The sequence below is a fragment of the Mycolicibacterium aichiense genome, from assembly GCF_010726245.1.
In the GTDB taxonomy this organism is placed as follows: domain Bacteria; phylum Actinomycetota; class Actinomycetes; order Mycobacteriales; family Mycobacteriaceae; genus Mycobacterium; species Mycobacterium aichiense.
Window position 1 is genome coordinate 1,828,943 of record NZ_AP022561.1, and the last position, 19,234, is coordinate 1,848,176.

Genomic DNA, 19,234 nt, shown 5'->3' on the forward strand with positions numbered 1-19,234 from the left:
CAGTCATCACCGCTACTGTGGTCGTCATCACACGCATTGGAGGTGACATGAGCACCGCTTTCCACGGCCGCCTCGGCTGTTCCACCATCACTTTTCGGCACCAGGCGCTGCCGCGGGCGTTGGCGACGATCGCTGATCTCGGATTCACCGAGATCGACCTCGGTGCGCTGCCCGGTGTGTGCGACCACGTGCCGTACGTGCTCGACGACGGGGCCGTCGAGGAGGTTGCCGCGACTGTCAATCGGTCCGGCCTGACGATTCGGTCCATCAACTGCGACGTGGGTGATCTGAACGTCGCCGTGGATGGCGCGCAACGCTCGGCACGGTCCCGCCATCTCGAGATGCTCATCGCACTGGCGGCGGTGACCGGAGCGCGCGCTCTGGTGCTGCCGTGCGGAGCGTTGAGCCACCAACCGAGGGCAAGTCTCGATGCGGATCTCGGCCGAGTTGCCGACGAGTTGCGCGCCGCAGCGGAAACGGCGCGCGATTGCGGAGTCGAGTTGTGGACCGAGTCCCTGCACTTTCATCGGCTGTGCTTCGACATCGACCGTGCGCAGAAGCTGTACGACCGGCTCGGTGATGACGTCGGGATCGTGATGGATTTCAGTCACATCGTCGCGTCCGGCGGCGACCCGGTCGACTTCACCAACCGATTCGGTGCGCGTATCAGCCATGTCCACATCCGAGATGCGTTGCCGGGCAACATCAATCTATCCGTGGGCAATGGCGCGGTCGATTTCGGCCGCGGTCTCAAGGCGCTGGCCGACAGCGGCTACAGCGGCCACTTCGCCCTTGAACTGGAAACCCGCGACGTCAGCGACGACGAGCGCCCCGCGGCGGCAGTCCTTGCGGGCCAAGTCATTTCCGAACTCATCTGAGAAGCACACCAGGAGAATTCATGGACCAGAAGACCGCAGTGATCACCGGCGCCACCTCGGAAAAGGGAATCGGAGTGACTGTCGCCCAGCGCTACGCCAGTGAAGGCTGGGCCGTCGTCATCCTCGACCTGGACGGCGAGAGGTCAGCCAAGGTCGCTGCCGAGATCGGAAACCAGTTTGCAGTTCCCGCTTTCGGCCACGCCGTGGACGTCACCTCGGAGGAATCGGTGACGGCCGCGCACGCCGCGGTGGCCGCAGAGGTGGCATCGGGCAATCTGCCGTCCGTCGGCGCGCTGGCCAACATCGCGGGCATCACCTCCCCGGTGCCGTTCCTGGAAACCACCCTCGAGCTGTGGAACAAGGTGTTCGCCGTCAATGCGACCGGCACCTACCTGGTCACCAAGGCGTTCCTGCCGGACATGATCGCGCAGGGCTGGGGCCGCATCGTGAACATGTCGTCGGTGTCGGCCCAGCGCGGCGGCGGCGTCTTCGGCAAGGTGCCCTACTCCTCGGCCAAGGCCGCGATCCTGGGCTTCACCAAGGCGCTCGCCCGCGAAGTCGCCGACAAGGGCGTCACCGTCAATGCCGTGACGCCGGGCGCCGTCGACACCAACATCCGGGTCGGTTCGACCGATGAGCAGGAGGCGGCGTTGGCTGCCGCCATTCCGGTCGGCCGCACCGCGACCACCGATGAGGTGGCCGCCGTCTTCACCTTCCTGTCCAGCGCGGACGCCAGCTACCTCACCGGAACCACCGTTGATATCAACGGCGGCAGCCACATTCACTAGGTGATGACATGACACGCCTCTTCAACGACCCGGCCACCTTCACCGAGGACATGCTCGGCGGCTTTCTCGACATCCATGCGTCGTACGTGGTCGGAGTACCCGGCGGCGTCGTGCGGGCGACCGAGACACCGCCAGGCAAGGTGGCGGTGGTGGTCGGCGGCGGCTCCGGTCACTACCCGGCGTTCTGCGGTGTGGTCGGACCGGGGTTCGCCGACGGGGCGGTGGTGGGCAACATCTTCACCTCGCCGTCGGCACAGGAGGCGGCGTCGGTGGCACGAGCCGCCCACGGCGACGCGGGTGTCCTGCTGCTCACCGGCAACTACGCCGGCGACGTGATGAACTTCGGACTCGCCGTCGAGCAACTGCGCGCCGACGGGATCGACGCCCGGTTTCTCACCGTGACCGACGATATCGCCAGCGCGGCCCCCGTTGATCTCGCCAAGCGGCGCGGGATCGCCGGCGACTTCACGGTATTCCGTTGCGCTGGAGCGCGTTCCGAAGAAGGTGCCGACCTCGATGAGGTCGAGCGGGTGGCGATCAAGGCCAACTCCGCAACCCGCACCCTCGGCGTCGCATTCGACGGGTGCACTTTGCCGGGAGCGGATCGGCCGCTGTTCACCGTCCCGGCCGGCACCATGGGCCTGGGCTTGGGCATCCACGGTGAGCCGGGCATCGCCAGCCATGAGATGCCGACGGCCGCCGAATTGGCCCGACTGCTGGTGTCCGGCGTGCTCGCCGAGAAGCCGGCAGGTGCATCGGGGCGGGTGGCCGTGATCCTCAACGGTCTGGGACGCACGAAATATGAGGAGCTGTTCGTGGTGTGGAAGTCGGTGGCCTCGCTGTTGGCCGAATCCGGGCACGCCGTCGTGCATCCCGAGGTCGGCGAACTGGTCACCAGCCTGGACATGGCGGGGTGCTCGCTGACCGTGATGTGGCTCGACGAGGAACTCGAACGGCTGTGGACGTCGCCGGCCGATACCCCCGCCTACCGCAAAGGCGGTGTCTCGGCCCAGACCGGGAAGCGGCGCTCGCAAGTCACGCAGACCGCGGTGCGAGTCGCGGTTGCCGACGCGGACGCGGCATCGCAAGCCGGTGGTCACGTTGTGGCGGAGAGCTTTTCGGCGATAGCTCAGCAGATGGTCGATGCCGAGGACGAGTTGGGCAAGATCGATGCCGTCGCCGGCGACGGTGACCATGGTCGTGGCATGGTCAAGGGATCCACCGCTGCCGCTGAGGCAGCGCGGGCAATGGCAGCCCAGGCGGGGGGAATCGCATCGGTGCTTCGTGCCGCGGGCGACGCCTGGGCTGCCAAGGCCGGCGGGACATCCGGGGTGTTGTGGGGCGCGGCGCTCAACGCCGCCGCGGGCGTCCTCGGAGATCACGGGCTGCCCGGCGATACCGCTGTCGCTGCGGCGCTGCGGGCCGGGTACGACGCGCTGGGTGCATTGGGCAAGGCCGCTCGCGGAGACAAGACCATGCTCGATGCCCTTGGGCCCTTCGTCGACGCGTTCGCCGAAAGTGTCGAAGCAGGAGCAGATTGGCGGTCCGCATGGTCGCAATCTGCCGAGGTGGCGCAGAAGGCTGCTGCAGAGACCGCCGAACTCAGACCCATGGTGGGCCGGGCCCGCCCGCTCGCCGAGCGCAGCCTCGGGACCCCCGACGCCGGCGCGGTATCCCTGGCCCTGTGTGTCACCACGGTGGCTGAACTGATCGAGGAGAAGCGATGAACAGCCGACCGCTGCGGATCGTCGTGGGTTGTGACGACGCCGGACTGCAATACAAGGACATCCTGCGCCGCGACCTCGAATCGCATCCGCGGGTGGAGTCCGTCATCGACGTCGGGGTCGGCCCCGACGAGCACACCGCCTACCCGCACGTCGCGGTGATGGCGGCCCGAATGGTGGCCGAGGGCGCGGCCGATCGGGCGCTGCTGATCTGCGGAACCGGTCTCGGGGTCGCGATCGCCGCCAACAAGGTCCCCGGCGTCCGTGCCGTCACCGCCCACGACAGTTTCTCGGTGGAACGCGCGATCCTCAGCAACGACGCGCAGGTTCTCTGCTTCGGGCAGCGGGTGGTGGGGGTCGAACTGGCCCGTCGCCTGGCCGCGGAATGGCTGAGCTACGAGTTCGATCCGGCGTCGGCGTCCGCCGAGAAAGTCGAGGCGATCCGCGGGTACGAACCTACGACCGCGTGACGACGACGCCGCGAAGTGAGGTGTCGCGCACGCACAACAGCGAGGCGCGGGTGCCGACCTCGCGCAGGATGCTCTCGGGAATCCAGCCGACGCCGATCACCGAGCGCGCCAGCAGATCGTTGGATGGGCTGTCGATGCTGATCTCGCCGGACGTGATGCCTTGGGAGAGTATGGCTTTCATCTGGCGCACGCGTTTGGTGAACAGCCATCCCGGGTTGGGCGTGTCCGGGGGAGACTGCCGCATCCACGCCAGCTGAATCCGGAACTCGTCGGCGAATCGATCCAGCGCGTTGGTGTTGATCCAGCTCAGGGCGTCCAACTTCTCGACACTCGAGGAGTCCGACGCCAACACCTCCGACCACCCCAGCGCGACCTTCTCGCCGAACGATTGCATGATCGCCGCGAGCAGCTGCTCCTTGGATCCGATCAATCGATAGACCGTCCCGGTGCCCATCCCGGCCGCCGACGCGATGTCCCGGACGGTTGTGACCTCGTAGCCCTTCTTGCCGAATTCGGTTCTGGCGACGGCGCGTATGTGGGCAGCCTTGTCGTCGGCGTCAGCGTCGTCGGTCCAGGATCGGACGACCGCGTCCGCGGCCTGGAACGCCGCGGATCCGTCCAGTTGTTCGTCGGTCGGCGCGCCGGCGGCCAGGCCCTCGAAGAGGATTCGGCACAGTAGCGCTGCGGACTTGTCCGAGCTGGCGTTGCCGCGCATCACGTCGAGCCCGATCTGCAGCATCGTCTGCACGGCCCGCCCGGCAAGCATCGCCAGATCCACATCGGACCTCAGATAGCCGCTCCAGCGGGCCGCCCGAAGGGTTTCCAGCATCGACTGCAGCAGCGCGGTGGGCCTGCGCGCGGCCAGAGCGGTCAGCTCGTGATTCGAACTCGGGCCTTCGAAAAAAGACATCTGCAGCGCCGCGCGGTGGGCGACCGAGCACCGCGCGATCGCCTTGCACAGGCCAGCAATCTGGTCGAAAGCCGGGTGGAAATCGGGATCGTTGAGACGGGCCTGCGCCTCGTCGGCGATCCGGTCCAGGTCCTCGTGATAGCGGCGCAGCAACTCGACAAGGATCGCTTCTTTGGAATCGAAATGGTGGTACAGGCTGCCGGGAAGAATGCCTGCCGCCTCAGCGATATCCTGCAAGGACGTGCGCAGGCCGGAGGTTGCGATGATGGACGCGGCGGTCTGCAAGATCTCGGTGCGGCGCGTGCCGTCGTCGTAGGCGTGACTCGTGCCGGTGTTCGGTGTCATGCGCGAGCGACCCATGACCCCTCCAGCGGCTGGAACCCAATATTTGGTAGACGCTACCAGAGCTGGGCTGGCTGAAAGGCCCACCACCTGCGGATGTGCATCGAAAACGACCAGCTCCGAGAGACGCGTTTGGTTTCGGCGTCAGGTGTTGTCGGCGTTGCTGCGCGGGAATCCGCCGCCCTGCGGGAAGAGCGGGAAGACCACGTCGTCGAGCTTTTCGGCGTCACCGGCGGTGCGGTTGACCGTTGCGCCCCAGATGTTTCCGTCCGGCGCGACCTGCAACGCCCACGCGTGGCCGTGCGTGTCCTGGCGCACCACCTCGGGCTCACCCGTCACCGACCCGGTGCCCTTCGCCAGTCGCACTGCCACAGTCTGCTTGGCGTTGACCAGGTTCACCAGGATCGTGCCGTCCAATGCGGCGCAGCCCGCGACGCCGGGACGGTCCGGCCACGTCCACACCGTGGAGGTCTTGGCATCCGGGGTGATGCGCTGCAGGCGGTCACCGGCGGCGGAGCGGTCAGTGATGTAGAGCGACTTGTCGGTGGGATCGATGCACATGCCACCGGCCGGACCCATGCCGGACAGCGCGGTGGTGGGCGGGGCGGGTTGGACGGTGGTCGGCTGCTCCAGCCGGATGACCTTGCCGGCCAACGACTTCGGATCCGCGGCCAGGGCCGGGTTGCCGGCGTCGCCGGTCTGCACGACGAGCGTCGTCGGGCTGGTGAAGATCAACGATCCGCTATTGCCGGTGGCGCCCTTGGGAATCCCGGTCAGAATGTCCTTCGGGATGTCGCCGTCGGCAACCCGGATCACCCGATTGTCGGTGGGCGTGCTGATGTAGGCGTACATCAGCCGGTCCTGCGAGTAGGTGGGGGACAGCACGATGTCCATCAACCCGCCGTCACCGCTGGGATCGACCGGGATGACGGTGCGGACCTTCGGCTCGGCGCTCACCGACACGTCTTTGACGGCACCGGTGGTGCGTTCGGCCACCAGGGCCGTCTTGCTGTCCGGGCCCATGATCAATCCGCTGGTGCTCTCCAGGCAGCCCTGCATGACGCCGGGCGCGGGGCAGACCTTGGGGAAGGGCTTGGGCGGCAGCGGCGGTGGGGGCGGCGGGGTCGACGATTGGCCCGGGGCCAGCTGCGGAGCAGTCGTGAAAGGCTGCGAAATGTCGTTGTTGAACTTCGCGCAGCCCGCCGACGACCCGGCAACGACCGTCACGGCACAGAGCCCGGCCAGCACTCCGCGAACCGACCGGCGTACCTGCATGCCCGCCAGGTTACGGATATCGCGCCGATGTTCGCCACGACGGCCCGGCAACGACGCCAAATCCAGGCAATATTGGCCGCTAGAAGCGCCGCACAAATCCCAGGTTTGCACCCCGGGTGGCCTTACTCTGACTCCCGTGACGAGTCAAGGCCCCGATCCGCACTGGCAGCGCCCCGACGATTCCTCGGCCCGGCCGATGTCGGCCAAGCTGGTCGACCCGGAGGACGATCTCCCCTCAGCCACTTACGGTGGCGACTTCGAGACCACGACGATTCCGCACTACACGTCCGGACTGCCGGGTTCGGCGCCGTCAACCGGCTACGGCCTGTTGCACGACCCCGAGCCGTTGCCCTACGTGCAGCCGCATCTTGACCCGACGCCCTCGCAGGCCACGCCGATGGAGATCGAGCCCATCGACGCCGAAGAACGCGCGAAGGCCGCCGGCCGCCGAGGTACCCAGGACCTTGGCATGTTGCTGTTGCGCGTCGTCATCGGTGCGGCGTTCATCGGGCACGGACTGCAGAAGGCCTTCGGCTGGTGGGGTGGCCAGGGGTTGGACGGCTTCAAGACCGCGCTCGCTGATGCCGGCTATCAGCACGCCAGTGTGCTCACCTATGCCGGTGCCGGCGCCCAGATCCTGGTAGGTGTGCTGCTGGTGCTCGGGCTTTTCACCCCGATCGCCGCTGCCGGCGGGGTCGCCTACCTGGTGAACAGCTTGCTCACGATCATCTCGGCACAGCGCCAGGACGGCTACCTCGCCGTGTTGGGACCGGACGGCATCGAGTACCTGCTGGTGCTGATCGTCGCGACGTCGGCAGTGATCCTGGTCGGACCCGGTCGCTACGGATTCGACGGCGGCCGCGGCTGGGCCAGGCGCCCGTTCGTCGGATCGTTCATCGCGTTGCTGCTCGGCATCGGTGGCGGCATCGCGGCGTGGGTGTTCCTGCACGGCAACAACCCACTGGCCTGATCACTCGTACGGATTGGGCACCCGCCCGCCGCTGGCCTGCGCCAGCAGCGGCAGCGTCGTGAACGTCACCGCGGGCAACAGCAGCTGCGAACCGTCCCGCAAGTGCGCCCGTGCCCACGATGTGCGCTCGAACCCGAGCCCGTCCACCTCATCCCAGCCGACTGTGCGGCTGGCGAACAACGTGCGTGCCGTCAGGGTGTTGCGGTCAGCCACGGTGCGCAGCCGCACGATCGCCACCGACGCCAGGACGGGCAGCACCATGAACACCGCGCCCCAGGTGGGGAACACGGTGATCATCACCAGCAGGCCCAATGCCAGGAAGCCCGAGGCGAAATGCGCCATCGGCGACATCCGGATCACCACAGGTTTGGTCGTCGATTCATCGGGTGCACGACGGGAGGCCATGGCCGCCATCATCCCACCAACCGGCGGCGCGACGTGGGGCCCGCGTCGGGATTTGACGCCTGACCAGTGCGGAGGCTACCGTCGCAGGTTATGAAGACCGGCGGAATGCTCGTAGTAATTGGCCAGCGCGTTGGTGCCGCGCTTGCCCCGACACGGGCATAGCCACACGCACCAGCGCGCAACCCTCGTACAGCCGCCGAAGCTGACGGGGGTTTTTTCTTGCCCGAAGAAATGAACAGCATCGAAAAGGACGACATCGTGAGCGCACCCACGCGACCACCCGAGCCGTCGGCCACCGCCGACAGCCCAGGCGCAGCACATTCCGCCGGTAAGAACGGCACGACCGCCGCCAAGCGCGTCGCCCCGGAGCAGCTCACGGGCGCCCAGGCGGTAGTCCGCTCGTTGGAGGAGATCGGTGTCGAGACGATCTTCGGCATCCCGGGCGGCGCGGTGCTGCCGGTCTACGACCCGCTCTACGACTCCCAGAAACTGCGCCATGTGCTGGTTCGCCACGAACAGGGCGCCGGGCACGCCGCCAGCGGTTATGCCCACGCCACCGGCAAGGTCGGGGTCATGATGGCCACCTCGGGCCCGGGTGCCACCAACCTGGTCACCCCACTGGCCGACGCACAGATGGACTCGATCCCCGTGGTCGCCATCACCGGCCAGGTCGGACGGACGCTGATCGGCACCGACGCCTTCCAGGAAGCGGACATTTCCGGCATCACGATGCCGATCACCAAGCACAATTTCCTGGTGCGCAACGGCGACGACATCCCGCGGGTGATCGCCGAGGCATTCCACATCGCGTCAAGCGGACGGCCGGGCGCTGTTCTCGTTGACATCCCGAAGGACATCCTGCAGGGGCAGTGCACGTTCTCCTGGCCGCCGCAGATCGACCTGCCCGGCTACAAGCCGAACACCAAGCCGCACAGCAGGCAGATCCGTGAGGCCGCCAAGCTGATCGCGGCGGCGCGCAAGCCGGTGCTCTATGTCGGCGGCGGCGTGATCCGCGGCGACGCCACGGCCGAGCTGCGGACGCTGGCCGAGCTGACCGGTATCCCGGTGGTGACCACGCTGATGGCGCGCGGTGCGTTCCCGGACAGCCACGAGCAGAACCTGGGCATGCCGGGCATGCACGGCACCGTCGCCGCGGTGGCCGGTCTACAGAAGAGCGACCTGCTGATCGCACTGGGCGCGCGGTTCGACGACCGGGTGACCGGCAAGCTGGATTCCTTTGCCCCCGAGGCGAAGGTGATCCACGTCGACATCGACCCGGCCGAGATCGGTAAGAACCGCAACGCCGACGTGCCGATCGTGGGCGACGTCAAGCTGGCGATCAGCGAGCTGATCGAGGCGCTGCGCAAGATCGGCGCGGATCCACGGGCTAACCAGGGTGACTGGTGGGAGTATCTGAACGGGATCCAGGCGACCTACCCGCTGAGCTACGACCCGCAGCACGACGGCAGCCTCAGCCCGGAATACGTGATCTCCCAGCTGGGCAAGATCGCCGGGCCGGACGCCATCTACGTCGCGGGCGTCGGCCAGCACCAGATGTGGGCCGCGCAGTTCATCTCCTACGAAAACCCGCGCACCTGGCTGAACTCCGGCGGTCTGGGCACCATGGGCTACGCCGTTCCGGCGGCCATGGGCGCCAAGATGGCCCGCCCCGAAGCCGAGGTGTGGGCGATCGACGGTGACGGCTGCTTCCAGATGACCAATCAGGAGCTGGCCACCTGCGCGGTCGAAGGGGTGCCGATCAAGGTCGCGCTGATCAACAACGGCAACCTGGGCATGGTGCGTCAGTGGCAGACCCTGTTCTACGAAGAGCGCTACAGCCAAACCGATCTGGCCACCCACAGCCATCGCATCCCGGACTTCGTCAAGCTGGCCGAGGCCTACGGGTGCGTCGGGTTGCGGTGCGAGCGTGAAGAAGACGTCGCCGATGTGATCAACCAGGCCCGGGCCATCAACGACCGCCCGGTGGTGATCGACTTCATCGTCGGGGCCGACGCCCAGGTGTGGCCGATGGTCGCCGCCGGCTGCGGCAACGACGAGATCATGGCGGCGCGCAATATCCGCCCGCTGTTCGACGACAATGAGGAGGGACGGGCCTGATGGCGGGAAACACTGTCACCCACACCCTTTCGGTGTTGGTCGAAGACAAGCCCGGTGTGCTGGCCCGCGTGGCCGCCCTGTTCTCCCGGCGTGGCTTCAACATCGAGTCGCTGGCGGTCGGAGCCACCGAGCAGAAGAACATGTCGCGGATGACGATCGTGGTCACCGCGGAGGAGACGCCGCTCGAGCAGATCACCAAGCAGCTCAACAAGCTGATCAACGTGATCAAGATCGTCGAGCAGGACGTCGAGAACTCGGTGCACCGCGAACTCGCGCTGATCAAGGTCCGCGCCGACGCCGGCACCCGCGGCCAGGTCATCGAGGCGGTGAACCTGTTCCGCGCCAAGGTGATCGACGTGTCCACCGAGTCGCTGACCATCGAGGCGACCGGCACCCAGGAGAAGATCGAGGCGTTCCTGCGGGTGCTCGAACCCTATGGCGTGCGCGAGATCGTGCAGTCCGGCGTGGTGTCACTGTCGCGAGGACCGCGCGGCATGACGAATGCCAAATAACGACCCCACCGAAGAAAACAACGAAAAGGATAGTTCAATCGTGTCAGTTGAGATGTTCTACGACGATGACGCCGACCTGTCGATCATTCAGGGCCGCAAGGTCGGTGTGATCGGTTACGGCAGCCAGGGCCACGCGCACTCGCTGAGCCTGCGCGACTCGGGTGTGCAGGTCAAGGTCGGCCTCAAGGAGGGCTCCAAGTCTCGCGAGAAGGTCACCGAGCAGGGCCTCGAGGTCGACACCCCCGCCGAGGTCGCCAAGTGGGCCGACGTCATCATGTTGCTGGCCCCCGACACCGCGCAGGCCGAGATCTTCACCAATGACATCGAGCCGAACCTCGAGGATGGCAACGCGCTGTTCTTCGGCCACGGCCTGAACATCCACTTCGGTCTGATCAAGCCGCCGGCCAACGTGACCATCGGCATGGTCGCCCCCAAGGGTCCCGGCCACCTGGTGCGCCGGCAGTTCGTCGACGGCAAGGGTGTGCCCTGCCTGATCGCCGTCGATCAGGACCCCAAGGGTGAGGGCCAGGCGCTGGCGTTGTCCTACGCCAAGGGCATCGGCGGCACCCGCGCGGGCGTCATCAAGACCGACTTCAAGGAAGAGACCGAGACCGACCTCTTCGGTGAGCAGGCCGTGTTGTGCGGTGGCACCGAGGAACTCGTCAAGGCCGGCTTCGAGGTCATGGTCGAGGCGGGTTACGCCCCCGAGATGGCCTACTTCGAGGTGCTGCACGAGCTCAAGCTGATCGTCGACCTGATGTACGAGGGCGGCATTGCCCGGATGAACTACTCGGTGTCCGACACCGCAGAGTTCGGTGGCTACATCTCCGGCCCGCGCGTCATCGACGCCGACACCAAGGAGCGGATGCGCGGCATCCTCAAAGACATCCAGGACGGCAGCTTCGTCAAGCGCCTGGTCGCCAACGTCGAGGGCGGCAACAAGGAGCTCGAGGCGCTGCGCAAGAAGAACGCCGAGCACCCGATCGAGGTCACCGGCAAGAAGCTGCGCGACCTGATGAGCTGGGTCGACCGGCCGATCACCGAAACCGCGTAGCTACGAATCGGGCGCGATTTCCGGGGTACAGCACCGGAAATCGCGCCCGATTACGGTGCGAGCGAGGGCAGCGGCAGGCCGAATTCGCGCTTGAGCACCGTGCGCGCGGCGTAGTAGCCGCACATCCCATGTACGCCGGTGCCCGGCGGAGTCGCCGACGAACTCAGGTACGCCTTGGGGATCGGGGTGGTCCACGGATTCCAGCGCAGGGTCGGGCCGACCATCGCTGCGAACAGCGTCGCACCGCCCACGATGATGTCGCCGCCGACGTAGTTCGCGTTGTGCTCAGGCATCTGCGCCGCGGTCACACATCGCGACGCCAGCACCAGATCCCGGAAGCCGGGCGCGGCGTTCTCGAACAGCCGGATGACCGTCTCGGTGACGTCCTCGGTGGAGCCAGACGGAACATGGGCGTAGGTCCACAGCGGTCGGCGTCCCGCGGAGTCGACCCGCGACGGGTCGGACAGGTGCGGCAGCGCCGCCAATGTCATCGGCCACTCGGCGTGCCGTCCCGAGGCGATCTCCTTCTCGCCGTAGGCCATCTGCGCGCGGGTCCCACCCATGTGGATGGTGGGGGAGTTCGCCATCCGCTCGTCACGCCAGGGGATGTCACCGGAGAGTACGAAGTCCACCTTGCAGACACCCGGTCCGAACTTGTAGCGCCGCAAGGACTTTGCGTAAGCACCCGGCACCGCCGAGCCATAGATGTCCAGCAGTGCGGTCGGCGCGGTGTCGTAGATCACCACACCCGGCGGTGGTGAGGTCACCGGCTCACCGACAACCAGTTCGCCGCCGTGGGCCTGCAGATCGGCCAGCATCGCGTCGACGATCACCTGGCTGCCGCCGACCGGCACCGGCCAGCCCGCGGTGTGCGCCACCGTGCCGAGCATGATCCCGGCGCCACTGTTCACCGGCGACGGCATCGTCGAAATGGCATGAGTGCCAACGCCGGTGAACAACGCGCGGGCATCCTCGCCGCGCAGCACGCCCCACGCCGGACTGCCCTGGGCGAGTACCCGCAGCCCCGATCGCACGGTGGTGAGGAGATCCGGCGGTAGCGAGCGTTTGTCGCCGAGGAAGAATCCGAGCACGCCGTCGGGGTGAGAGGCCAGTGGGCCGAACAGCCGGCGCCATGAGTTGCCGTCGTCGAGTTCGGCGCAGGTGCGCTGCAGCGAGTGATACGCGATCGCGGCGGGCCGGTTCGGCAGTGGGTTCGCGTACGAGATCTCCGGGACCACCAGTTGAACCCCGCGCGCCGGGAGGTCGAACTCGGCGAAGAACGGCGAGGCCAGTGCCAGCGGGTGCACGGCCGAGCAGACGTCATGCCGGATGTCGGGATATTCCGGGTCGGCCGCGGTGCGGGCACCGCCGCCGACCGTCGGCTGGCCTTCGATGACGCGCACGGACAACCCGGCGCGCGCGCAGATGACGGCGGCCGCCAACCCATTGGGACCACTACCGACGACGGTCACGTCCACCGCCTAAGTAGACCGCACCACGGCCGATGATCGTCCACCGGGCGACAACCACTAGGCTGACCGGCGTGAATCTGCCCGTTGTACTGATCGCAGACAAGCTCGCCGAGTCGACCGTCGCGGCCCTGGGTGACCAGGTCGAGGTGCGTTGGGTCGACGGCCCGGACCGGCCCAAACTGCTGGCCGCCGTCGCCGACGCCGACGCACTGCTGGTGCGCTCGGCCACCACGGTGGACGCCGAGGTCATCGCCGCCGCTCCGAAGCTGAAGATCGTCGCCCGTGCCGGGGTCGGACTGGACAACGTCGACGTCGACGCCGCCACCGCCGCCGGGGTGCTGGTCGTCAACGCGCCGACGTCGAATATCCACAGCGCCGCCGAGCATGCGCTGGCCCTGATGCTCTCGGCCGCGCGACAGATCCCCGCCGCCGACGCGACGCTGCGCGAGCACACCTGGAAGCGGTCGTCGTTCTCCGGCACCGAGATCTTCGGCAAGACCGTCGGCGTGGTGGGTCTGGGCCGCATCGGACAGCTGGTGGCGCAGCGACTGGCCGCCTTCGGCACCCACGTCATCGCCTACGACCCGTACGTGCCGGCCGCCCGCGCCGCTCAGCTCGGCATCGAGCTGATGTCGCTCGACGACCTGCTGGCCCGCGCCGACTTCATCTCCGTGCACCTGCCCAAGACCCCGGAGACCGCCGGTCTGCTCGGCAAGGAGGCCCTGGCGAAGACCAAGAAGGGCGTGGTCATCGTCAACGCGGCCCGTGGTGGTCTGATCGACGAGCAAGCCCTTGCTGATGCGATCACCAGCGGGCATGTGTTCGCGGCCGGCCTCGACGTCTTCAGCACCGAACCATGCACCGACAGCCCGCTGTTCGAACTGCCGCAGGTGGTCGTCACCCCGCACCTGGGCGCCTCCACCGCCGAGGCTCAGGACCGGGCAGGCACCGACGTGGCGGCGAGCGTCAAGCTGGCGCTGGCCGGCGAGTTCGTGCCGGATGCGGTGAACGTCGGCGGCGGCGCGGTCAGCGAAGAGGTGGCGCCCTGGCTGGACCTGGCTCGCAAGCTCGGCCTTCTCGTCGGGGTGCTGTCGACCGGTGCCGCGTCGAACCTGTCGGTCCGGGTCTCCGGTGAGATCGCCTCCGAAGATGTTGAGGTACTGAAACTTTCGGCTCTGCGCGGGTTCTTCTCGACGGTGACCGATCAGCAGGTGACATTCGTCAACGCGCCGAACCTGGCGGCCGAGCGCGGGTTGCAGAGCGAACTGACAACGGCCAGTGAAAGCCCCAACCACCGCAGCCTGGTCGATGTCCGGGTGGTCGGTCCCGACGGCACGGCCACCAACGTGTCCGGCACGTTGTCCGGCCCGCAACAGGTCGAGAAGGTCGTCCAGATCAACGGGCGCAACTTCGATCTGCGCGCCGAGGGCGTGAACCTGGTGCTGCACTACTCGGATCAGCCCGGCGCGCTGGGCAAGATCGGCACGGTGCTCGGCAACGCCGACGTGAACATCCTGGCGGCCCAGCTGAGCCAGGACACCAGCGGCGAGGCCGCGACCCTGATGCTGCGGCTGGACCGCGATGTGTCCGACGATGTCCGGTCGGCGATCCGCACGGCCGTCGGCGCGACGACCCTGGAAGTGGTGGACCTGTCATGAAATTGGCGGTGATCGCGGGCGACGGCATCGGCCCGGAAGTGATCGGCGAAGCGCTGCAGGTGCTCGACGTGGTGCTGCCCGGCGTGGACAAGACCGAGTACGACCTCGGTGCGCGTCGCTATCACGCCAGCGGTGAGCTGCTCACCGAGGAGACCATCGAGGAACTGCGCGGCTACGACGCCATCCTGCTCGGTGCGATCGGCGACCCGTCGGTGCCCAGCGGAGTTCTCGAGCGCGGGCTGCTGCTCAAACTCCGGTTCGCCCTGGACCATCACGTCAACCTGCGACCGGGTCGGTTGTATCCGGGTGTGGACAGTCCGCTGTCCGGGGTGACCGGCATCGATTTCGTCGTGGTGCGCGAAGGCACCGAGGGCCCCTACACCGGAAACGGCGGCGCGCTGCGCGTCGGGACGCCGCACGAGGTGGCCACCGAGGTCAGCGTGAACACCGCGTTCGGCGTCGAGCGCGTGGTGCGCGATGCGTTCGCCCGTGCGCAGTCCCGCCGCAAGCATCTGACGCTGGTGCACAAGACGAATGTGCTGACGTTCGCGGGCAGCCTGTGGTCACGGGTGGTGGCCGAGGTCGGCACCGAATTCCCCGATGTGGAAGTCGCGTATCAGCACATTGATGCCGCCACCATCCACATGGTCACCGACCCGGGGCGGTTCGACGTCATCGTCACCGACAACCTCTTCGGCGACATCATCACTGATCTGTCGGCCGCCGTCTGCGGCGGGATCGGCCTGGCTGCGAGCGGCAATATCGATGCCACGCGCACCAATCCGTCGATGTTCGAACCGGTCCACGGCAGCGCGCCCGACATCGCGGGTCAGGGCATCGCAGACCCGACGGCCGCGGTGATGTCGGTGGCGCTGCTGCTCGGTCACGTCGGCGAGGACGCCGCGGCGGCCCGGGTCGACAAGGCTGTCGCCCATCACCTGGCCACGCGTGGCGATGCGACGTTGTCGACCGGCGAGGTCGGCGACCGCATCCGCGCAGCGCTCTAGTCCTGACGCGGCGGGTCCGTCGGGACCAGCGGGAGCGCGACGAGCGGGAACAGCGCGCACACGGCGAAGGCCACGGGGTAACCCAGGACACCGATCAGCGCGCCGAACAGTGGCGGCACGATACCGGTGGTCAGCAGTTGGCTGGTGTTCTGCGCGCCCAACGCCCGGCCGCTCCAGAACGGCCCGGTGATCTCGGCGATCGCGGTGAACGCCAATCCGTTGTCGCTCACCGTGATCACCGACGCCGCGACCATCACCGCGATGCTCAGCGGTGAATGCAGCGCGTCGGTCAGTGCCAGCAGGAACATCGCCGCCGACGCCGCCAACGCGATCGTGCGAATCGGCCGCAGCCGCAGACCCAGCCGGTCCGACCAGCGCCCGGCGGCGATGCGCCCCAGCGCTCCCAGGATCTGCGCGAACATCACCATCAGTCCGGCGGCCTGCGCCGTCCAGCCACGGTCGGTGATCAGCCACACCAGGGTGAATGTCCACACCACGCATTGCGGCACCACCAGCAGCACCGACACGGCGTGGATGCGCCACAGCAGCGCCGAGCCGCGATAGGGGTTGGCCAGGTGCTCCGCCGGCGCCTCGGCTCGCGGAGGCCGCGGCGGATCGGCTACGGCGACGGCGCACACCACCGCCGCCACACCGCACACGATCGCCGGGAACAGCAGCGCGACGCCAACGCCGTGGGATTGGGCCAGCCGGGGAATCACCAACGCACCGAATGCCACTCCCAGCGGCTGGGCAGTCTGTCGGATGCCCATCACCAGCCCGCGCTGATGTGGCGGAAACCACCCGACCACCAGCCGCCCACTGGCCGAATTGCTGCTCGCGGCCGCCATTCCGCCCAGGAACAGGAAGACGCCCACCACGAACAGTGAATGCGCGGCGGCCGCTGCGAGCGCCGCGGCGGCGGTCAGCGCCGAGCCGACCGACAACACGAAACGCTCACCGACCCGGTCCACCACATAGCCCCAGGCGATCAGCGTGACGACCATGCCGAAGCTCGGCATCGCCGACACCAGGCCGGCTTTGGCCAGGTCGAGGCCCATCGTGGTGTGCAGGGTCGGAATGAGGAACGCCGCCCCGTTGATGAAGACGTTGGCGGACAGGGTTGCGAACAGCGCGATCACGAGCATCATCCATCGGCGCACAGTGCTGATCGTGTCGACGGCCATGCGTTCATGATCCCATTCGCGTCCCACAATGCTGAATCCATTTCTCGAAATATGAGACATCTGGGTGATAGCGGGAGCCGGCGGCCCGAGCACTAGGCTGTTGCCATGCGCCTGGGTCGAATCGCCAGCCCCGATGGGGTCGCCTTCGTCAGTATCGAAGGTGACCGTGGGAGCGAAATCGTTCGTGAGATCGCCGAACATCCGTTCGGCACGCCGACGTTCACCGGCCGGACCTGGCCGCTGGCCGATGTGCGCCTGCTGGCGCCGATCCTGGCCAGCAAGGTGGTGTGCATGGGCAAGAATTACGCGGCGCACATCGCGGAGATGGGCGGCGAGGCACCGGAAGATCCGGTGATCTTCCTCAAGCCCAACACCGCAATCATCGGCCCCGGTGTGCCAATTCAGTTGCCTGTCAATGCTTCACCGGTACACCATGAGGGCGAACTCGCCGTCGTGATCGGCCGGCCGTGTAAGGACGTCCCTGCCGCCCGTGCCGCCGAGAACATCCTCGGCTACACCATCGCCAACGACGTGTCCGCCCGCGATCAGCAGAAAGCGGACGGTCAGTGGATGCGTGCGAAGGGTCACGACACGTTCTGCCCCGTCGGCCCGTGGATCGTCACCGACCTCGATCCCTCCGATCTGGAGATCCGCACCGAGGTCAACGGCGAGGTGCGCCAACTGAGCCGGACTTCGATGATGATCCACGACATCGGCGCGATCATCGAGTGGATCTCGGCTGTGATGACGTTGCTGCCCGGTGATCTCATTCTCACCGGCACGCCCGAAGGCGTCGGTCCGATCGAGAACGGCGACACCGTCAGCATCAGCGTTGAGGGCATCGGAACGTTGTCCAATCCCGTGATCCGAAAGGCCAATTGATGACCGCGGCCACCAACGACACGGTGCGCGTACGGTTTTGCCCGTCGCCAACCGGAATTCCGCACGTCGGGATGGTGCGCACCGCGCTGTTCAACTGGGCCTACGCCCGGCATACCGGCGGCACATTCGTGTTCCGCATCGAGGACACCGACGCCGCGCGCGATTCCGAGGAAAGCTATGCCGCATTGCTTGAAGCCTTGCGGTGGCTGGGTCTGGATTGGGACGAGGGCCCGGAGGTGGGCGGCCCTCACGAGCCGTACCGGCAGTCGCAGCGTACCGAGCTCTACCGTGACGTGCTGGCACGTCTGCTCGACTCCGGCGAGGCCTACCTGGCGTACTCCACGCCGGAGGAAGTCGAGGCCCGGCATGTGGCGGCGGGCCGCAATCCGAAACTGGGCTATGACAATTACGACCGCGACCTGACCGACGAGCAGCGCGCCGCTTTCGCCGCCGAGGGGCGCAATGCGGTGATGCGGCTGCGGATGCCCGACGAGGACATCAGCTGGCACGACCTGGTCCGCGGCACCACGACGTTCGCCGCAGGCACAGTTCCCGATTTTGCTCTGACCCGGGCCACGGGAGAACCGTTGTACACCTTGGTCAATCCGGTCGACGACGCACTGATGAAGATCACCCACGTGCTGCGCGGTGAGGACCTGCTGCCCTCTACGCCGCGCCAGGTCGCGCTGTACCAGGCGCTCATACGCATCGGGGTGGCCGACCGGGTGCCCGAATTCGCGCACCTGCCACCGGTGTTGGGGGAGGGTACGAAGAAGCTGTCCAAGCGCGACCCGGAGTCCAACCTGTTCCTGCATCGCGATCGGGGCTTCCTCCCCGAGGGTCTGCTGAACTATCTCGCGCTGCTGGGCTGGGGGATCGCCCAGGACCGGGACATCTTCACCCTCGACGAGATGGTCGCCGCCTTCGACGTTGTGGACGTCAACTCCAACCCGGCACGCTTCGACCAGAAGAAGGCCGACGCGATCAACGCCGAGCACATTCGGCGTCTCGACGAGGCAGAGTTCGCCGCACGGTTGCGCGCCTACTTCGACGCGCACGGCCACGACACCGGGCTCGACGACGCGGGTTTCGCGACCGCCGCGCAGCTGGTCCAGACCCGCATCGTGGTGCTCTCCGACGGCTGGTCACTGCTGAAGTTCTTCGACGACGACGCCTACGAGCTGGACCCCAAGGCGGCCGCCAAGGAGCTCGGTCCCGACGCGGCGCCGGTGCTGGCCGCGGCGATCACCGCACTCGACGCGGTGCCCGAGTGGACGACGCCGGCCATCGAGGAGGCGCTGAAGGCGGCGCTGCTCGAGGGTCTCGAACTCAAGCCGCGCAAGGCCTTCGGCCCGATCCGGGTGGCGGTGACCGGATCCACGATCAGCCCACCGTTGTTCGAGTCCCTGGAGCTGCTCGGTCGCGACCGCAGCCTGCAGCGACTGCGGGATGCACACGAGCGAGCCGGGGGGCCGGAAAAAGACGGGTAAAATCTTTGATAGTCTGCTCGTCGGCCCGCGAACCTTGGCGGAGCGGCCTTCACCCCCTGGGAAACCAGGAAAAGGCTGCTTGACCAGCGGTTATA

General features: G+C 67.3%; 17 protein-coding genes. 12 read left to right on the forward strand and 5 right to left on the reverse strand.

From position 1 onward, the window contains the following. The first annotated feature begins 47 nt into the window (after nt 1-47). From G6N32_RS08835 to G6N32_RS08850, 4 genes are read left to right on the forward strand one after another with little or no spacing between them, the layout of a single operon-like run. Nucleotides 48-878 (forward strand): sugar phosphate isomerase/epimerase family protein, encoded by an 831-nt coding sequence (locus tag G6N32_RS08835; protein WP_115321026.1) that lies wholly within the window; start codon nt 48-50, stop codon nt 876-878. A 20-nt stretch (nt 879-898) separates the two neighbouring features. Then, nucleotides 899-1,666 carry an SDR family NAD(P)-dependent oxidoreductase gene (locus G6N32_RS08840; RefSeq protein ID WP_115319273.1) on the forward strand — a complete coding sequence of 256 codons (768 nt, stop codon included), beginning with the start codon at nt 899-901 and terminating at the stop codon, nt 1,664-1,666. Between the two features lie 8 nt (nt 1,667-1,674). Further along, nucleotides 1,675-3,393, forward strand: a complete 1,719-nt coding sequence (locus G6N32_RS08845; RefSeq protein ID WP_115319274.1) for a dihydroxyacetone kinase family protein — start codon at nt 1,675-1,677, stop codon at nt 3,391-3,393. Next, the gene (locus G6N32_RS08850) at nt 3,390-3,860 is read left to right on the forward strand and encodes a ribose-5-phosphate isomerase (protein WP_115319275.1); all 471 of its coding nucleotides are present in this window, start codon (nt 3,390-3,392) and stop codon (nt 3,858-3,860) included. Before G6N32_RS08845 ends, G6N32_RS08850 begins: the two co-directional genes overlap by 4 nt. Here G6N32_RS08850 and G6N32_RS08855 read toward each other — a convergent pair. Both G6N32_RS08855 and G6N32_RS08860 read right to left on the reverse strand, forming a co-directional pair. Next, nucleotides 3,847-5,130: a TetR/AcrR family transcriptional regulator gene (locus tag G6N32_RS08855; RefSeq protein ID WP_115319276.1), complete on the reverse strand. Its 1,284-nt coding sequence runs from the start codon at nt 5,128-5,130 to the stop codon at nt 3,847-3,849. The genes G6N32_RS08850 and G6N32_RS08855 overlap by 14 nt on opposite strands. Nucleotides 5,131-5,256: 126 nt before the next feature. Further along, nucleotides 5,257-6,387 carry a PQQ-dependent sugar dehydrogenase gene (locus G6N32_RS08860; RefSeq protein WP_115319277.1) on the reverse strand — a complete coding sequence of 377 codons (1,131 nt, stop codon included), beginning with the start codon at nt 6,385-6,387 and terminating at the stop codon, nt 5,257-5,259. 136 nt (nt 6,388-6,523) lie between these two features. Between G6N32_RS08860 and G6N32_RS08865 the strand changes: the two genes are divergently transcribed. Continuing rightward, nucleotides 6,524-7,357: a DoxX family protein gene (locus G6N32_RS08865; protein WP_178059265.1), complete on the forward strand. Its 834-nt coding sequence runs from the start codon at nt 6,524-6,526 to the stop codon at nt 7,355-7,357. Here the strand turns inward: G6N32_RS08865 and G6N32_RS08870 are convergent, their stop codons facing one another. Then, nucleotides 7,358-7,762 (reverse strand): PH domain-containing protein, encoded by a 405-nt coding sequence (locus G6N32_RS08870; protein ID WP_115321027.1) that lies wholly within the window; start codon nt 7,760-7,762, stop codon nt 7,358-7,360. Nucleotides 7,763-8,020: 258 nt separating this feature from the next. On the opposite strand from G6N32_RS08870, the gene G6N32_RS08875 reads away from it, so the two are divergent. The 3 genes from G6N32_RS08875 to ilvC are packed head-to-tail and all read left to right on the forward strand — an operon-like array spanning nt 8,021 to nt 11,446. After that, complete coding sequence (locus G6N32_RS08875) at nt 8,021-9,880, forward strand: acetolactate synthase large subunit (protein ID WP_115321028.1); 1,860 nt, start codon at nt 8,021-8,023, stop codon at nt 9,878-9,880. Beyond that, nucleotides 9,880-10,392, forward strand: a complete 513-nt coding sequence (ilvN, locus tag G6N32_RS08880) for an acetolactate synthase small subunit (RefSeq protein WP_036339188.1) — start codon at nt 9,880-9,882, stop codon at nt 10,390-10,392. The genes G6N32_RS08875 and ilvN overlap by 1 nt, the downstream gene beginning before the upstream one ends. A gap of 52 nt (nt 10,393-10,444) precedes the next feature. After that, nucleotides 10,445-11,446 carry a ketol-acid reductoisomerase gene (gene ilvC / locus G6N32_RS08885; protein ID WP_172507308.1) on the forward strand — a complete coding sequence of 334 codons (1,002 nt, stop codon included), beginning with the start codon at nt 10,445-10,447 and terminating at the stop codon, nt 11,444-11,446. Nucleotides 11,447-11,496: 50 nt separating this feature from the next. On the opposite strand, the gene G6N32_RS08890 is transcribed toward ilvC, so the two are convergent. Further along, complete coding sequence (locus tag G6N32_RS08890) at nt 11,497-12,924, reverse strand: phytoene desaturase family protein (protein WP_115319280.1); 1,428 nt, start codon at nt 12,922-12,924, stop codon at nt 11,497-11,499. A 65-nt stretch (nt 12,925-12,989) separates the two neighbouring features. Here G6N32_RS08890 and serA point away from each other — a divergent pair, with 65 nt between their 5' ends. Next, nucleotides 12,990-14,576 (forward strand): phosphoglycerate dehydrogenase, encoded by a 1,587-nt coding sequence (gene serA / locus G6N32_RS08895; protein ID WP_115319281.1) that lies wholly within the window; start codon nt 12,990-12,992, stop codon nt 14,574-14,576. Beyond that, nucleotides 14,573-15,583 carry a 3-isopropylmalate dehydrogenase gene (locus G6N32_RS08900; protein ID WP_115319282.1) on the forward strand — a complete coding sequence of 337 codons (1,011 nt, stop codon included), beginning with the start codon at nt 14,573-14,575 and terminating at the stop codon, nt 15,581-15,583. The genes serA and G6N32_RS08900 overlap by 4 nt, the downstream gene beginning before the upstream one ends. On the opposite strand, the gene G6N32_RS08905 is transcribed toward G6N32_RS08900, so the two are convergent. Next, a complete protein-coding gene (locus G6N32_RS08905; protein WP_115321029.1) occupies nt 15,580-16,767 on the reverse strand; it encodes an MFS transporter in 1,188 nt (395 codons plus the stop codon). The two genes, G6N32_RS08900 and G6N32_RS08905, sit on opposite strands and share 4 nt — an antisense overlap. 105 nt (nt 16,768-16,872) lie before the next feature. On the opposite strand from G6N32_RS08905, the gene G6N32_RS08910 reads away from it, so the two are divergent. Beyond that, nucleotides 16,873-17,649: a fumarylacetoacetate hydrolase family protein gene (locus tag G6N32_RS08910; protein ID WP_115319283.1), complete on the forward strand. Its 777-nt coding sequence runs from the start codon at nt 16,873-16,875 to the stop codon at nt 17,647-17,649. Then, nucleotides 17,649-19,139, forward strand: a complete 1,491-nt coding sequence (gene gltX / locus G6N32_RS08915; RefSeq protein WP_115319284.1) for a glutamate--tRNA ligase — start codon at nt 17,649-17,651, stop codon at nt 19,137-19,139. The genes G6N32_RS08910 and gltX overlap by 1 nt, the downstream gene beginning before the upstream one ends. The last annotated feature ends 95 nt before the right edge of the window (nt 19,140-19,234 follow it).

What these genes read in the sequence shown, in the direction of transcription:
- ilvC (WP_172507308.1), top strand. Translation starts at nt 10,445, where the DNA reads ATGTTCTACGACGATGACGCCGACCTGTCGATCATTCAGGGCCGCAAG.
- G6N32_RS08905 (WP_115321029.1), bottom strand. Translation starts at nt 16,767, where the DNA reads ATGGCCGTCGACACGATCAGCACTGTGCGCCGATGGATGATGCTCGTG.
- G6N32_RS08850 (WP_115319275.1), top strand. Translation starts at nt 3,390, where the DNA reads ATGAACAGCCGACCGCTGCGGATCGTCGTGGGTTGTGACGACGCCGGA.
- G6N32_RS08860 (WP_115319277.1), bottom strand. Translation starts at nt 6,387, where the DNA reads ATGCAGGTACGCCGGTCGGTTCGCGGAGTGCTGGCCGGGCTCTGTGCC.
- G6N32_RS08910 (WP_115319283.1), top strand. Translation starts at nt 16,873, where the DNA reads ATGCGCCTGGGTCGAATCGCCAGCCCCGATGGGGTCGCCTTCGTCAGT.
- G6N32_RS08840 (WP_115319273.1), top strand. Translation starts at nt 899, where the DNA reads ATGGACCAGAAGACCGCAGTGATCACCGGCGCCACCTCGGAAAAGGGA.
- G6N32_RS08855 (WP_115319276.1), bottom strand. Translation starts at nt 5,130, where the DNA reads ATGGGTCGCTCGCGCATGACACCGAACACCGGCACGAGTCACGCCTAC.
- gltX (WP_115319284.1), top strand. Translation starts at nt 17,649, where the DNA reads ATGACCGCGGCCACCAACGACACGGTGCGCGTACGGTTTTGCCCGTCG.
- G6N32_RS08845 (WP_115319274.1), top strand. Translation starts at nt 1,675, where the DNA reads ATGACACGCCTCTTCAACGACCCGGCCACCTTCACCGAGGACATGCTC.
- ilvN (WP_036339188.1), top strand. Translation starts at nt 9,880, where the DNA reads ATGGCGGGAAACACTGTCACCCACACCCTTTCGGTGTTGGTCGAAGAC.
- G6N32_RS08870 (WP_115321027.1), bottom strand. Translation starts at nt 7,762, where the DNA reads ATGGCCTCCCGTCGTGCACCCGATGAATCGACGACCAAACCTGTGGTG.
- G6N32_RS08900 (WP_115319282.1), top strand. Translation starts at nt 14,573, where the DNA reads ATGAAATTGGCGGTGATCGCGGGCGACGGCATCGGCCCGGAAGTGATC.
- G6N32_RS08835 (WP_115321026.1), top strand. Translation starts at nt 48, where the DNA reads ATGAGCACCGCTTTCCACGGCCGCCTCGGCTGTTCCACCATCACTTTT.